This is a genomic window from Pseudomonas sp. B21-056, from assembly GCF_026016325.1.
GTDB lineage: Bacteria > Pseudomonadota > Gammaproteobacteria > Pseudomonadales > Pseudomonadaceae > Aquipseudomonas.
Window position 1 is genome coordinate 2,191,855 of record NZ_CP087203.1, and the last position, 14,155, is coordinate 2,206,009.

The 14,155-nt window shown below is 62.5% G+C and carries 11 protein-coding genes and 1 pseudogene; 7 read left to right on the forward strand and 5 right to left on the reverse strand.

The window, feature by feature from the left end; all coding sequences use genetic code 11:
* Positions 1–9: 9 nt before the first annotated feature.
* A complete protein-coding gene (locus LOY67_RS28430; protein WP_408003366.1) occupies positions 10–864 on the reverse strand; it encodes a methyl-accepting chemotaxis protein in 855 nt (284 codons plus the stop codon).
* 6 nt (positions 865–870) lie between these two features.
* Positions 871–1,953, reverse strand: a pseudogene (locus LOY67_RS28435) (cache domain-containing protein); the annotation flags it as partial.
* A 259-nt stretch (positions 1,954–2,212) separates the two neighbouring features.
* Here LOY67_RS28435 and LOY67_RS09805 point away from each other — a divergent pair.
* Positions 2,213–3,241: a GlxA family transcriptional regulator gene (locus tag LOY67_RS09805; protein WP_265066977.1), complete on the forward strand. Its 1,029-nt coding sequence runs from the start codon at positions 2,213–2,215 to the stop codon at positions 3,239–3,241.
* A gap of 500 nt (positions 3,242–3,741) precedes the next feature.
* On the opposite strand, the gene LOY67_RS09810 is transcribed toward LOY67_RS09805, so the two are convergent.
* Positions 3,742–4,143: a hypothetical protein gene (locus LOY67_RS09810; protein WP_265066978.1), complete on the reverse strand. Its 402-nt coding sequence runs from the start codon at positions 4,141–4,143 to the stop codon at positions 3,742–3,744.
* 335 nt (positions 4,144–4,478) lie between these two features.
* On the reverse strand, positions 4,479–5,201 hold the full coding sequence (locus LOY67_RS09815; protein WP_265066979.1) for a pirin family protein: 723 nt from the start codon (positions 5,199–5,201) through the stop codon (positions 4,479–4,481).
* Between the two features lie 345 nt (positions 5,202–5,546).
* Between LOY67_RS09815 and LOY67_RS09820 the strand changes: the two genes are divergently transcribed.
* Both LOY67_RS09820 and LOY67_RS09825 read left to right on the forward strand, forming a co-directional pair.
* Positions 5,547–6,497: a GlxA family transcriptional regulator gene (locus LOY67_RS09820; protein WP_265066980.1), complete on the forward strand. Its 951-nt coding sequence runs from the start codon at positions 5,547–5,549 to the stop codon at positions 6,495–6,497.
* Positions 6,498–6,679: 182 nt separating this feature from the next.
* Positions 6,680–8,143 carry an ATP-binding protein gene (locus LOY67_RS09825; protein WP_265067736.1) on the forward strand — a complete coding sequence of 488 codons (1,464 nt, stop codon included), beginning with the start codon at positions 6,680–6,682 and terminating at the stop codon, positions 8,141–8,143.
* Here the strand turns inward: LOY67_RS09825 and LOY67_RS09830 are convergent.
* Entirely contained in the window at positions 8,090–10,894 is a 2,805-nt protein-coding gene (locus tag LOY67_RS09830; protein ID WP_265066981.1) for an ATP-binding protein, read from the reverse strand. The two genes, LOY67_RS09825 and LOY67_RS09830, sit on opposite strands and share 54 nt — an antisense overlap.
* Before the next feature lie 222 nt (positions 10,895–11,116).
* On the opposite strand from LOY67_RS09830, the gene LOY67_RS09835 reads away from it, so the two are divergent.
* From LOY67_RS09835 to LOY67_RS09850, 4 genes are all read left to right on the forward strand, one after another.
* Positions 11,117–11,938, forward strand: coding sequence for an alpha/beta fold hydrolase (locus LOY67_RS09835; protein WP_265066982.1), 822 nt, complete (start codon positions 11,117–11,119; stop codon positions 11,936–11,938).
* Between the two features lie 131 nt (positions 11,939–12,069).
* The gene (locus LOY67_RS09840) at positions 12,070–13,017 is read left to right on the forward strand and encodes a LysR substrate-binding domain-containing protein (protein ID WP_041024342.1); all 948 of its coding nucleotides are present in this window, start codon (positions 12,070–12,072) and stop codon (positions 13,015–13,017) included.
* Positions 13,014–13,427, forward strand: coding sequence for a DoxX family protein (locus LOY67_RS09845; protein WP_265066983.1), 414 nt, complete (start codon positions 13,014–13,016; stop codon positions 13,425–13,427). Before LOY67_RS09840 ends, LOY67_RS09845 begins: the two co-directional genes overlap by 4 nt.
* Positions 13,420–14,046, forward strand: coding sequence for an antibiotic biosynthesis monooxygenase (locus LOY67_RS09850; RefSeq protein ID WP_265066984.1), 627 nt, complete (start codon positions 13,420–13,422; stop codon positions 14,044–14,046). The genes LOY67_RS09845 and LOY67_RS09850 overlap by 8 nt, the downstream gene beginning before the upstream one ends.
* Positions 14,047–14,155: the final 109 nt, after the last annotated feature.

Below are 14,155 nucleotides of genomic sequence, written 5' to 3' on the forward strand. Positions count from 1 at the left end.
CAACCTTGCTTAGAACTTGAAGCGTCCGACCAGGCCCCTCAGTTGACCGGAAATATCCGTCAGGCGGCCCGAACCGGTCTGCGCCGAGTGAGCGAACTCTTCAACCAATTGCGCATCGGCATGGATCTGCGCGATGTGCCGGTTGATGTCTTCGGCCACCTGGTGCTGTTCTTCGGCTGCGGTGGCGATCTGAGTGTTCTGGTCGCGGATCGAGTCCACCGAGTTGCGGATCTTGTCGAAGCTGTCGCGGGCCTGCTGGATGCGTTCCACGCTGGTCTGCGACACCTGCAGGCTGCTCTGCATCTGCTGGGTCACTTCCTGGGTGCGGCGGGCGAGGTTGCCGAGCAGGCTGTCGATCTCGCCGGTGGAGTCGGCGGTACGTCGTGCCAGGGCCCGCACTTCATCGGCCACCACAGCGAACCCGCGACCCTGATCGCCGGCGCGCGCTGCTTCGATGGCGGCGTTGAGGGCCAACAGGTTGGTCTGCTCGGCAATCGAGCGGATGGTATCGAGGATGGTGTTGATGTTCTTGCTGTCCTGTTCAAGGGCCTGCATGGTCTGGGTCGACTGTTGCAGGTCTTCGCTCAGTTTCAGCACGCTGCCGGTGGCCTCGCCGATGTGGTGCTGGCCGTCGTGCACGTCACGGTAGCCGGTGTCCGCGCTGGAGGCGGCCTGGCTGCAGGAACGGGCCACTTCGTTGGCGGTCGCGACCATTTCGTTGAAGGCGGTACTGACCAGTTCCACCGCCTGGCGCTGGCGGCCGGCGGCTTCGTTCATGTTGGTGGCAACTTCGCTGGTGTCGGCCGCGGCACTTTGCAGGTCGGAGGAGGCGCTGCCGATTCGTTGCACCAACTGCGCAATCATGCCCAGGAACTGGTTGAACCAGCTTGCCAGGGTGGCTGTTTCGTCCTTGCCTTGTACCGAGAGTTGACGGGTGAGGTCGCCTTCACCTTCGGCGATTTCCTGCAAGCCATTGGCAACGCCGCGAATCGGTCGCACGATGACACTGGCGAAGCTGGCGCCGACCACGGCGAAGATCACCGCCAGCACAGCAGCGATAATGGCGATCAACCAGGTCAGGCTGGAGGCCCCGGCCATGACTTCGTCGCTTTTGATCAGGCCGATGAAGCGCCAGCCCAGGGTCTTGGAGGTCACGATGTTGACCATGTAGGTCACGCCGTCGATCTCGACCTGGGTCATGCCATCGCTGCTCTTGGCCAGCGCGGCATAGTTGGGGCCGAGGTCGGCGAGGGGCTTGAAGTTGTGCTTGGCATCGCTGGCGTCGACCAGGACGTTGCCGTTCCCCTCGATCAGCATCAGGTAGCCGCTTTCGCCCAGTTTGAGCTGTTTGACCAGGGCGGTCAGTTGATTGAGCGACACGTCCAGGCCGACCACGCCGATAATCTTGCCGCTGGCGTCGGTGACGGTATGTACGGTGCAGATCAGCGTCACGTCATCCGGTGCCCAGTAATAGGCGTCTGTACGGCCGATGGTACCCGGTGAGGCCATGGCGGTCTTGTACCAGGGGCGCACACGCGGATCGTAGTTCGACAGCTTGGTGTCGTCGGGCCAGCTGGCGTAGCCGCCGTCAGTCTGCGCCACGGATAGATAGGCCGTGGTCGGATGGGTCTTGGCAAAGCCGTCAAAAATAGCCAACAACTGCTGATTGATTTCAGGCAGGGGAATGGTTGCCGCGTCGGCGCCGGAGTAATTCTTCAAGCCTTTGGCCGCAATGATCCGTGGATCCTTGGCGAACTGTTCGACGTTCTGGCTGATGCCATCGAAGAACGTCTTCATGCCATTGTCGATCTGGCGGATTTCACGGCCGCTGCTGTCGAGGAAGTTGGCTTTTGCCGCATCGCGCAGGTTCAGTACGACGAGCACCGCCACCAGGATGACCGGAAGGCAGGCGATGGTCGCGAACGCCCATGTCAGCTTCTGTTTGATATTCATGACTTCTCCCGCAGGTATTTATAGGTGTTGGATCGGCGGAAACAATGGCTGTGCGCGTTGCGAGTGCTGAAGGAAAGCGCCCATGTCTACTTCCAGTCTATCGACTAAAGGCGTACAGACTTTAGAGCGGCAGCTGTTTAAAGAGGCGTCGATTGCAGTCCGCGTCGCTAATCCACACGATAGCGACGTTCCCCATACCATGGCCCCTTGCCCGAGATGCGAGAGTGACGCCAGTCTGATCGTCTTCAGGAAAGGCCCTATGCCAAGCGCATTCGAGAGCGTACTTAAAAACAAGAACATGGCTTATCGGCCACTCGGCTCGCCGGGGGTTGATCAGGCGCCGACCCGTGTCGCGCTCGTGTTGATGGACAATTTCTCGATGATGTCCTTCACCGGTGCGGTGGACGCCCTGGTGACGGCCAACCTGATGTGCGACATGCCCCTCTACGAAATTCTGACGGTAGGGGTTTCGGGGAGCCAGGTGACGAGCGACCTGGGGATTGTCATTTCCACCGACATCGAACTGGCGCAACTGTCGGATAACCAGGACGTTCTCATCGTCGCCGGCGGTTTTCGCGTGAAGTTGCAAGGGGTTCCCCTGCTGCGGCGCAAACTGCGCGCCAATGGGGCATCGGGGGCGATACTGGGAGGGCTGTGGAATGGGGTTTTCTTTGTCGCCGATGCGAGTTTGCTGGATGGTTTCGAATGCGCCGTCCACCCGGAAAGTCGCGCGATGATGGTGGAGGTTTTCCCCCATGTGAAGGTGTCGAGCCGGGCCTATGTGGTTGATCGGGGTCGGGTCAGTTGTGCCGGTGCGAACAGTTCGCTGCGAATGATGCTCCAGTTGATCCGCCAGACGGGAGGGGAGGCCCTGGTAGGCGCCATCGAGGAGATTCTGCGGTGTGACGAATCAGGCGATGCGTCGGACTTGCCGCCGGTCTTCGTCGAGACGGACCCGAGGCTGCCGGAAAGCCTCAAGCTGGCGTTGGAGTTGATGTGGCAGAACATCGAAGAGCCGTTGACCATCGATGAACTGGCGGCCTGCGTCAAGATTTCCAAGCGCCAGCTGGAGCGGCGTTTCTGCAGCTTTCTCGGGGCGACCCCGACGCGTTACTACCTGGAGTTGCGCCTGACCCGGGCACGCCAGCTCATCCAGCAGACCAATCGGTCGATGACAGAGGTCGCCGTGGCGACGGGGTTCGTCAGCTCCCCGCATTTTCAGCGACGTTTCCGGGATTTTTTCGGCGTTCCCCCTGGCAGTTATCGTTCGACGTTTGGGCGCAAGTAAACGTCGGGGGAGCGTCACGGCCGGACGCTTTTCTGCATTGTTGAAACCGGGCTCCCATTCGTGGGGGAACGTGAGCCCGGTCTTGCACTCAGGACTTGCGCGTTTTCTGGACTATGTACAAGACAATGCAACCGGTAGCGCACAGCCAGATAATCGAACCGGCGGAAGCGACTATCAATGAGAGGTCGGAGTCGTACTCGATCATGTCGGGAACTGCGTAGGCAAACCAAAGCAGCGTGACAAGAACGAAAGCCAACAGCGTCATCAGAAACTCGAATATCTTTTTTGCGTGCATAAGTGTCTTCCACCCGTCGGTGAGAGACGGGTACTACAGGTTATCGGTCAGGTACCTTTTTCTGTCTGCGCAGAAATAAAGGGGTTCGGCAGTGGAAGGCGAATCGCCGTCGGGCTTCGTCATCCACGATGCAGACATTCCATGTCCGAGACCTTCACTCAGCAGTGACATTCGCACGCAGGCGAAGGGTGACGCGGCGTTGGGATCAGGTTCTATCGTCCGGTTGTGCTACGGCAGGCAGGTCGTCGGTTTTCGAGGCGGTCAGGGTCGTGCCGTTGCACAGTACCTTGCCCACTTCATCAGCGATGGAGCCCTCAACGATTCGCCCTTGCATCTGGTCGAACTGGGCTTTTTCCAGTCCCTCTAGGCTGTTGTACATCCCCATGTGGCGAACATTGCGATTGGCGCAATCGAGTTCCACTTTGGTGTAACTGGTGAAATACACACCTTGCCTTTGCACGATGGCCTGAATGGCAGAGCCGCTTTCGGCAAACGAAACAAGGGAATACTCGGCGTCCGAATCATCGTAGCTGTACTGGATTTTCTGCATGTCCGCTGTCGCGTGACACGCTACGCAAAGAGCAACGAGGGCAATAACCGTTTTCATGCTTTCTTCCATGAATAAGCAGGGCCGGGGTAAATTGGTGGCCAAGTGAGATCATTTTGCTTGGCTCGTAACATTGAGTCAACATTGCAAAAGAATTCCACAACTGACCGTCGATCGGACGGCAACAGGTTATCGGAACTTTCGGAGGTTCGCTTGAAAAGCGGAACAAATCCTACGTTACCGATCTTTCTAGATGTTGACTGTCCACGAAAGTCTTATCGGCAACGGGGATGAAAACCTGAGGCCTGATCGTCGTTGAAAGCGAGCCGGATGGCTTGATGCTTGGCGACCAGGCCTCAGGTGGGGGAGGGGCCGCAGGTTATCCTGCGGGCAAATCATGGCATTTGTGGCAGTTCCCTGGGTTGCAGATCGAACACCAGCACCTCGGCGTCCTGGCCGTTGCCCAACGTCAGCATCTGTTCCTCGCGCACTCGCACACCATCACCTTCCTGTAACGGCACACCATTGAGCTCGACGTTGCCCCGGGCCACATGCACATAAGCATAGCGATCGGGTGCCAACGTCAGGGTGGCGCTTTCGCTGCCATCGAACAGGCCTGCGTAGACCCGTGCGTCCTGGCGCACCTCAAGGGAGCCGTCGGCGCCGTCCGGGGAGATGATCAATTGCAGGCGACCGCGTTTCTGCCCGGCGCTGAAATGCTCCTGTTGGTAGCGTGGCTTGGCGCCGCTGACGTTGGGCACGATCCAGATTTGCAGAAAGTGCACCAACTCGTCCGCGCTGTGGTTGAACTCACTGTGGGCCACGCCGCTGCCGGCGCTCATCAGTTGTACATCGCCCGGACGAATGACCGAACCCGTGCCCAGGGTGTCCTTGTGTTCCAGCGCGCCTTCGAGCACATAGGAAAAAATCTCCATGTCCCGGTGGGGGTGCTGGCCGAAACCCTTGGCGGCGGCGACACGGTCATCGTTGATGACCAGCAGGTCGGAGAAGCCTTGTTGATTGAGGTCACGGTAGTTGGCGAAGGAAAAGGTATGGAACGAGGTCAGCCAGCCGTGACGGGCGATACCGCGGTCCGCAGCTTTGCGAAGGGTCAGCATGGTAATTCTCCTGGTTCAGTGGGCGGCGGCTTGGGCCGTTCGCCGGGTACAGAAGAAGATTAATGGTTATCGGAACACTCAATAAGTAGGTGGAAAACGAAAGACTGTCACCTATGAGTGGACAATAAACGAGACCTACCGGCTCGCTCATCCCGTTGCCATAATGTCGAAGTTGCGCCTGAGGCCACATCGGACCCTGTGGGAGCCTGCTCGCGATAGCGGTGGGTCAGCTTGCCGGAATGTTGAGTGTACCCACGCCATCGCGAGCAGGCTCGCTCCCACAGGGCTCATCAGGCGGGCTCGAAATTTTGTTGCGTTCCTCTGGATTTTTTGGCGTTTTAACTGATGAAAACCGTTGCAATGGTGCTGTTCCCGGATTTCCTGCTGCTCGACATGGCCGGGCCGCTTGAAGTGTTCTCCATCGCCAACCGCTACCTTGAACCGGACCAGCGCTATCAATTGCTGACCCTGGGGACTGAGCGCGGCGCGTTGCGGGCGTCCAACGGTGTGGCGGTAGAGGCCGACATGCACATCGACCAGGCCTGGGCGGCCTACGATGTATTGCTGGTGCCGGGCGGGCCGGGAGCCTACAACGACCGGCATCCGGGGTTGCACACCTGGCTGCGCGCTGCGACGCAACGGGCCACGCGCTACGGCTCCATCTGCACCGGGGCCTTTGTACTCGGTGAGGCGGGATTGCTCGACGGATACCGTGTCACCACACACTGGCATTACACCGAACGCCTGATCCGGCGTTTCCCCAAGGCATTGGTCGAGACCGACAAGATCTTCCTGCAGGACCGGCGCCTGTTCACCTCCGGCGGCGTCACCGCCGGCATCGACCTGGCGCTGTCCATCGTCGCCCAGGACCACGGCCGTAAAGTGGCGCTGGATGTGGCCAAGGTGCTGCTGGTGGTGATGAAACGCCAGGGCGGGCAAGCCCAGTTCAGTCCCCTGGTGGCGGCGGTGGCGGCGCAGGAGTCGGCCATCACCCGGGTGCAACATTATGTGATGGAGCACCTGGAAGAGCCGTTCACCATTGAGCGCATGGCGGCGCTGGCTTCCATGAGCCCGCGGCATTTCGCCCGGATGTTCGCTCGCGAAGTGACGATGACGCCGATGGAGTTCCTGCAAGGCGCACGCATCGACCGGGCCCGTCAGTTGCTGGAAAGCACCGACTTGCCCCTCAAGACCGTGGCGTTTCGCAGCGGGTTCGGCAGCGTTCGGCACATGCGCTCCCTGTTCAGCGAAAAACTCGGCCTGACCCCGGTGCAGTACCGCCAACAGTTCAGTTGAGCCGGCGATGTCCGTCCAGGGCATCGCGATGTCCGTGATGCGTCCTGTGCCAGCATTGTCCTGCGGCCAGCGGCTGCCAAGATAACGGCGAACCCTCTGGAAAGGATGCGCAGGAGCCAGGGCAGATGCATCCGGTGATCCGTGACGCGATGCCCGCATTGGTTATCCGGCGCTGGATCACCATGAACAGTTTCGTCAAACCCGATACCGAACCGGCGGTGGGCTTCGGCCCGTTTGCCTTCTACCGGCAGCAACGGCTGGTCACCCGCGACGGCGAACCTCTCCCATTGGGCGGAAGGGCGCTGGACATCCTCCAGGTGTTGGCCGATCACGCCGGCAGCTATGTCAGCAAGCAAGCGCTGATTGCTTGCGTCTGGCCAGACAGTGTCGTGGAAGACATCAACCTGCGGGTGCACATTGCAGCGTTGCGTCGGGCGTTCGATGACGGTCGCGACGGTCGCCAGTACATCCTCAACGATCCCCGGCGTGGCTATTGCTTTGCCGCGCCGCTGGCTTCGTCCCTACGCGAAAAACACAATCTGCCTGCACGGCTGAGCCCGGTGATCGGCCGCGATAAGCTGCTGGGCCGGTTGCTGGTCGAGGTGCCGCGCCAGGGCCTGACCACCGTGACCGGCCCGGGCGGCGTCGGCAAGTCCACGGTGGTGCTGCGGGTGGCGGAGCTTTTGCTGGAACACTTTGACGACGGCGCCTGGTTTATCGACCTGGCGGCCGTCACCGACCCTTGCCAGGTGCAGGCACGGATCGCCAGCACACTGGGTCTTGCGCCCGAGGCGTTGAGCCGACAACTCGGACGTTGCCGGCTGCTGCTGGTGCTCGACGGCTGCGAACACCTGCTCGGTGCCTGTCGTGCGCTGGCCCAGGCGCTGCGGGCATCGGCACCGGGTGTATCGCTGTTGTTGAGCAGCCGCGAGCCGCTGAATCTCACCGATGAACATATCGTGCAACTGCCAGGCCTGGCGCTGGCATCGCCCCTTGAGCCCGAGCATCAGTTATTGGCATGCCCAGCGGTGCAGTTGCTGGTCGACCGGGTCGGCGCCCTGCAGCAAGGCTTCAAAGCCAGCGACCGCGACCTGGTGGCGATTGCGCAAATCTGCCAGCGCCTGGACGGTTTGCCGCTGGCCCTGGAGTTGGCGGCAGCCCAGGTCAGTACCTTGGGTGTGGCCGGGGTATTGGAGCAGTTGGACCTTGGGCTTTCACTCCTGAGCTTTGGCCGGCGCACGGCCGTGCCTCGTCACCAGAGCCTGGAAGCCTTGCTGGACTGGAGCTTCGAGCGGTTGAGTGGCGATGAGCAAGCGGTTCTCCAGCGCCTCTCGGTGTTCGACCGGCCCTTTACCGCCAAGGCGGCAATGGCGGTGATCAGTTGCCCGGAGCTGGATGTCGGGCAGTTGCCCTGGCTGCTGTCACGCTTGGCGAACCAGTCTCTGTTGAGGGTCGAACACTGCGCCAGTGGCGTGCGTTTCCACTGGCTCCACACCACGCGAGCCTATGCCCGGGAAAAACTGCGGCGCAGTGGCCAATGGGATTTATATCATCGGCGTTATGTGCTGCAGGACGCCTGGGAGCCGGTTCATTCAAGCCCCGCACTGTCGAGACAGGGCGTGGAGCAGCGCGTCGGCCTCCATTAGATCGGGGGTGTCAAAGCCTTCGGTGAAGCGTCGATAGACCGGTTCGAGCAGTGCTTGCGCGGCCTGTGCCCGGCCCTGGCGTTGCCATAGCCGCGCCAGGGTCGTGGCGCTGCGCAGCTCCCAGGCCAGGGCCTCCTGATCACGGGCCACGTCCAGGGCCGTCAGCAGTTGTTCTTCGGCGCGGTCGTCAAGGGCCGGGTCGTTGCCTGCCAGCAAGGTCTGCGCCCCGGCCCGCAGGATCTCGGCCGTGCACCAGCCCGCAGCGCCGCAGCGGGCGCGGTCGAGTTGCCGGGGGCTGATCCGATCGGCCCGCAGGGTAACGACAATGTCCTGGACCAGCCCATTGACCGGATTCGCCTCGAGGGTGTCGCCATTGAACCCACATTCGTAATGGCGGGCCCAGTCATGAAACAGCATCACCGAATGTTTGTTGGCCTGGTATCGCAACATATCGAGCCTTTGCCGCGTGACTGAATGATCGCCGTTGTAGTGGGCGATCACACAGCCGGCCAGTGCGAGGGTGTAGCAGATCGAGGTGCCGTGGTTGATCTGCAAGGCGATCTGCAGGGCGAGATTGGCGGCCCGCCGGGCTTTCTCGGCAAAGCCTTGCAGCCAGAGTATGCGCGCCAGGATGGTCAGCGAGGCCACGCTCTGGTCGTATTGCACGCCGAAACCGTGGGTGAAGCGGCTGAGGTGGCCGCTCTGGGCCAGGCGCTGGATGACCTGCTCGGCCTCGTACCGGGCCGCGCCCTGGTCGCCGGCAAAATGCAGCGCCAGCACCCGCAAGCGCTGGGCACTCAAGGACAGGAGCGGGTCGCCATGGGTGCCCAGCCGGTCGAAATCCTGGCTCTGTTCCAGTGCCTGCTGGTAATGGCCGCAACTGAGGTTGACTGCCATGTGCCCTGAAACCGCCCGTAGCTCGCCGGCGCGGTTCTGGCATTGCTGCGCCAGTTGCCGGGCGGTGACGAAGGCGCGAACCGTGGCCGGCGTACCGCCCTCGGTGTGATAGTTGTAAGTGGCGTGGGCCAGTTCCAGGGCGAGGCTCAGCCTGGGGCAGGGCGCCGCAGTGGCACGCAGTAATTGCAGCGCCTTGCTGACGTACAGCCCGTGCTCCTTGAGCAGTGACAGCTCCTGCCAGAGGGGCAGGGTGCGCGCGGTCAGGCGGATTGCCACCTGATGGGAGCCGTGCGGGCCCAACCCGCGGTCGAGGGCGGCACGGATGTCATCGCGATAGGCCGCGTAGCGAGCGATCCACAATGGCGTGGCGGTGTTTTCCCAATCGTTTTCAGCTTGCTCCATCAGGGCCAGGCAGCGCTCGGCATGGCGTTCCCGGCTGGCGGCCAGTTCGCCGGCTTCGGCCAGTTTCTCCAGGGCGTAGCTACGGGTGGTGTCCAGCAGGCGATAGCGCACCTCTTCATCGCCGACCTCGACGTTGAGCAGGGACTTGGCGACCAATTGGCTGATCGACACCAGCACCTGGTCGGGAGCGACATGGGCGCCGATGATCACCGCGGCGGCCGACGTCAGGTTGAAGCTGCCCATGAACACCGCCAGCTGCCGCAGGCAGATCTGCTCGCACGCCGTGAGCAGTGCGAAGCTCCAGTCCAGCGTGGCGCGCAGGGTTTGCTGGCGCGGCGCAACATCGCTGTCGTTGTGAAGCAGGGTGACGCTGCCTTGCAGTTGCCGGTGAAGCTCCTCCAGCCCGAAGCGACCCACTTGCGCGGCGGCCAGTTCGATGGCCAGGGGAATCCCGTCCAGTCGCTGGCAGATGTCCGCCACCAAGGGCACCTCGCGGTTGCTCAGTTCGAAGTCGTCGTGGCTGGCCATCGCTCGCTCGGCGAACAGCTGCAGGGCCGGGTATTCGAGGGCCGGGTAGCCTTCGATGGGCATCTCCCGGGGCGGGAAGGCCAGGGCGTCCAGGCGCTGCACGTGTTCGCCTTCGGCTCGCAGGCCTTCGCGGCTGGTCGCCAGGATGTGCAGGTGAGGGGCGCCGCGCAGCAGGGTTTCGCAGAACTGGGCGACGGCGTCGATCAAATGTTCGCAATTGTCGATCACCAGCAACAGATGCCGGTCCTTGAGCTGTCGTGCGATGCTCTCCAGCGGATCGCTGTCCGGCGGCGGCAGATCCAGCAGCGCGCACAGGTCCGGGGCGATCATGGTCGGATCGTTGAGCAATGACAGGTCGAGCAGATAAGTGCCGTCGCGGTAGTGATCGATCAGCCGCTCGGCGACCCGCAGGGCCACAGTGGTCTTGCCGATGCCGCCGGTACCGACCAGGGTGACGAAGCGTTTGCGCGGCAGCTGGGCCACCAGGCTTTCCACCAGCGCCTGGCGTCCGATCATCCGGGTACGGCGCGGTGGCAGGTTATGGGCCGGTGACGGATGAGGCATATCCGCCATGGGTGCGAAGGGCTCGGCTGACACCGGTGCGACAAAGCTGTAGCCGCGCTGGGCCACGGTGACGATGTAGCGCTGCCCGGCCTGGCCATCCCCCAGGGCCTTGCGCAGTGCCGCGACATGCACCCGCAGGTTGGTGTCTTCAACGACACTCCTGGGCCAGACCCGGGCGATCAGTTGTTGCTTGCTCACCACCTCTCCGGCGTGCTCGAGCAGCACCAGCAGGATCTCCACCGCCCGCCGGCCCAGGCGCAGCGGCTGTCCACCCTCCAACACCAGGCGCTGGCGAGGATGGACGCGGTAAGGACCGAAATGCACCGTCTGTTCGATGGGCAGGCTGGGGGGGTGGCTCATGTTGCTCTCAATGTTCTTGTACCGCTGCTGGGGCTTTAATCCGAGTATGTTCCTCAGGTTTTGCTTCAGGTGCAACGGTTTAGAGCCTTCCTGCCTTGCCACAAAAGCAGCACAGTCTCGGTTCCAACACACCAATCCGAAAAAATTAACAACGTTTAACTCACGCATATGCCTCCCCTGACCGGACCATGAAGACCTCCATCCCCTCAAGGAAGTCATGTCATGAGCACCTTCATCACCCGCGACGGCACCGAGATCTACTACAAGGATTGGGGCAGTGGTCAGCCGGTTGTCTTCAGCCACGGCTGGCCGTTGAACTCGGACAGCTGGGAAGCGCAGATGATGTTCCTGGCGTCCAACGGTTATCGGGTGATCGCTCACGACCGCCGTGGACACGGGCGCTCCAGCCAGCCCTGGAACGGCAACGACATGAACACCTACGCCGATGACCTGGCCGAGCTGATCGAGCGGCTGGACCTGAAGGAAGCCGTGTTGCTCGGCTTTTCGACCGGCGGTGGAGAAGTGGCCCGCTACATCGGCCGGCATGGCGCCGCTCGCGTCGCCAGGCTCGGGCTGATCTCGGCGGTGACGCCACTGATGCTCAGGACCCCGGCCAACCCCGGCGGCCTGCCCATCGAAGTGTTCGACGGTTTCCGCCAGGCCTCCCTGGCTGACCGTTCTCAGCTATACAAGGATGTGGCCAGCGCGTTCTTCGGCGCCAACCGTCCGGGCGCCAAGGTGTCCCAGGGCATGATCGACTGGTTCTGGATGCAAGGCATGCTCGCCGGCCACAAGAACACGTATGACTGCATCAAGGCGTTCTCGGAGACTGATCTTTCCGAAGACCTGCGCAACATCGACGTGCCGACCCTCGTGGTCCATGGCGATGACGACCAGGTGGTCCCCATCGAAGCCGCCGGCATCGCAGCCGCCAAGCTGCTCAAGAATGCGCAACTGCTGGTCTACCCCGGCGCGCCCCACGGCCTGACCGATACCCACAAGGATCGACTGAACGCCGACCTGCTGGCGTTCATCCGCGGCTGATCGAGCACAGAACCTGTGGGAGCGAGCCTGCTCGCGATAGCGGTGGGTCAGCTTGTGACGATGTCGGATGTGTCGACGCTTCACGAGCAGGCTCGCTCCCACAGGATCGGCACTCCATAGGACTCTACCCGATGAACCGCAACGATTTACGCCGTCTCGACATGAACCTGCTGGTGATCTTCGAGGCGTTGATGTTCGAGAAGAACCTGACCCGCGTCGCTGAAAAGCTGTTCATGGGCCAGCCCGCCGTGAGCGCGGCGCTGGGGCGGCTGCGGGATCTGTTCGATGATCCGTTGCTGATCCGCCACGGTCGCGGCATGGAACCGACGCCTCGGGCCATGGCGATCCTGCGCGAGCTGCAACCGGCCATGGACACGATTTCCGGCGCGGTCAGCCGGGCCAAGGCGTTCGACCCGTCCACCAGCTGCGATGTGTTTCGCATCGGCCTGTCGGACGACGCCGAGTTCGGCCTGTTTCCGCCCTTGCTGAGCCAACTGCGCGAAGAAGCGCCGGGCATCATCGTGGTGGTGCGCCGGGCCAATTACCTGCTGATGTCGTCGTTGCTGGGCAGCGGGGAAATCAGCGTCGGGGTCAGCTACACCACCGATCTGCCAGCCAACGCCAAGCGCAAGAAACTGCGGGACATTCCTTGCAAGGTCTTGCGCGGCGACAAGCGTCCGGGCCCGCTGACCCTGGACGAGTACTGCGCGCGTCCCCATGCCATGGTGTCGTTCTCGGGCGACCTGAGCGGCAACATCGACCTGGACCTGGCGCGCATTGGCCGGACCCGCAAAGTGGTGCTGGGCGTCCCGCAGTTCAGCGGCTTGCGGGCACTGTTGGCCGGCACCGAACTGATCGCCACCGTGCCCGACTACGCGGCCTGCGCGCTGGTGGAAGGTTGCGCGTTGCGGGCCGAGGATCCGCCGTTCGAGATCAACGCGGCCGAGTTGTCGATGGTCTGGAGCGGGGTGCATGACAACGACCCGGCCGAGCGCTGGCTGCGCTCGCGCATTGCCACCCACATGTCCCAATCATTGCCGGCCGCCGCCTACGCGGACCCAGACGGAGCACACCGATGAACGTCGCCGACGAACGCACGCTGCCGGACTGGGGACTGCTGTTCCTGCGCCTCAGTGGCGCGCTGTTTCTGCTGTGGGTCCACGGGCTGCCGAAGTGGCTGCACTACAGCGACGAACTGACCCGCATCGAAGACCCGTTTCACCTGGGGGCGAGCCTGACCCTGATGCTGGCGATCTTCGCCGAAGTGCTGTGCCCGTTGTTGATCGCTGCCGGTGTCCTGGTGCGCCTGGCGTGCCTGCCCATCCTGTTCCTGCTGGCGGTTGCACTGTGGGTGGTGCACCCGCAATGGAGCCTGGAGGAAGGGCAGTTCGGCTGGCTGCTGCTGATTATCTTTACCAGCGTGTTCATTGCCGGGCCGGGTCGCCTGGCGCTGAACGCGCGTTTTACCGGAGTGTTACGCCATGTCTGAATCTCAAGCTGTCGAGCCCACAACGGGCGCTGTCTCATCCGGCGCCGACGAAATCGTGACCCTGATCGTCAAGCACCGGATCAAGGCCGGCCAGGACGCGGCCTATGAGGCCTGGTTGCGGCGCATCGTGAGCGTGGCCGGCCGTTGGCCGGGACACCTGGGAGTGGATGTGGTCCGGGGCAAGCAGGGCGGGTTGTCGTTGTTTACCTGCGTGCTGCGCTTCTGCTCCACCGAGGCCCTGCAGCGCTGGCTCGATTCACCCGAGCGCCGTGAGCTGGTGGAAGAGGCCGCGCCGTTGCTGGCTGACGGTGACCAGACCGAAGTCGCGTCCCACAAGGAGTTCTGGTTCACCCCGCTGGCCGACGCCGCCACGCCACCACCGCGCTGGAAGCAGGCCGTGGTGACGCTGCTGGTCATCCTGCCGCACACACTGCTGGTGCCGCTGATCTGGGGACCGGTGTTGCAACTCCACCCGATTCTTTCCAACTACGTGGTCGCGACGTTCCTGATCACCCTGACCATCGTGCTCTCGGTCTGCTACGTGTGCATGCCGTTGGCGACCCGTCTGTTCGCACCCTGGATGGAGGCCTCGAAGGCACACGAACATCTGGAACCGTAAGCGTTATTACATTGTGGTGGCGAGCGCTCTTGTGGCGAGGGGATTTATCTGTGGCGAGGGGATTTATCCCCGCTCGGTCGCGTAGCGGCCGCTCTTCTGGGGGCCGCTA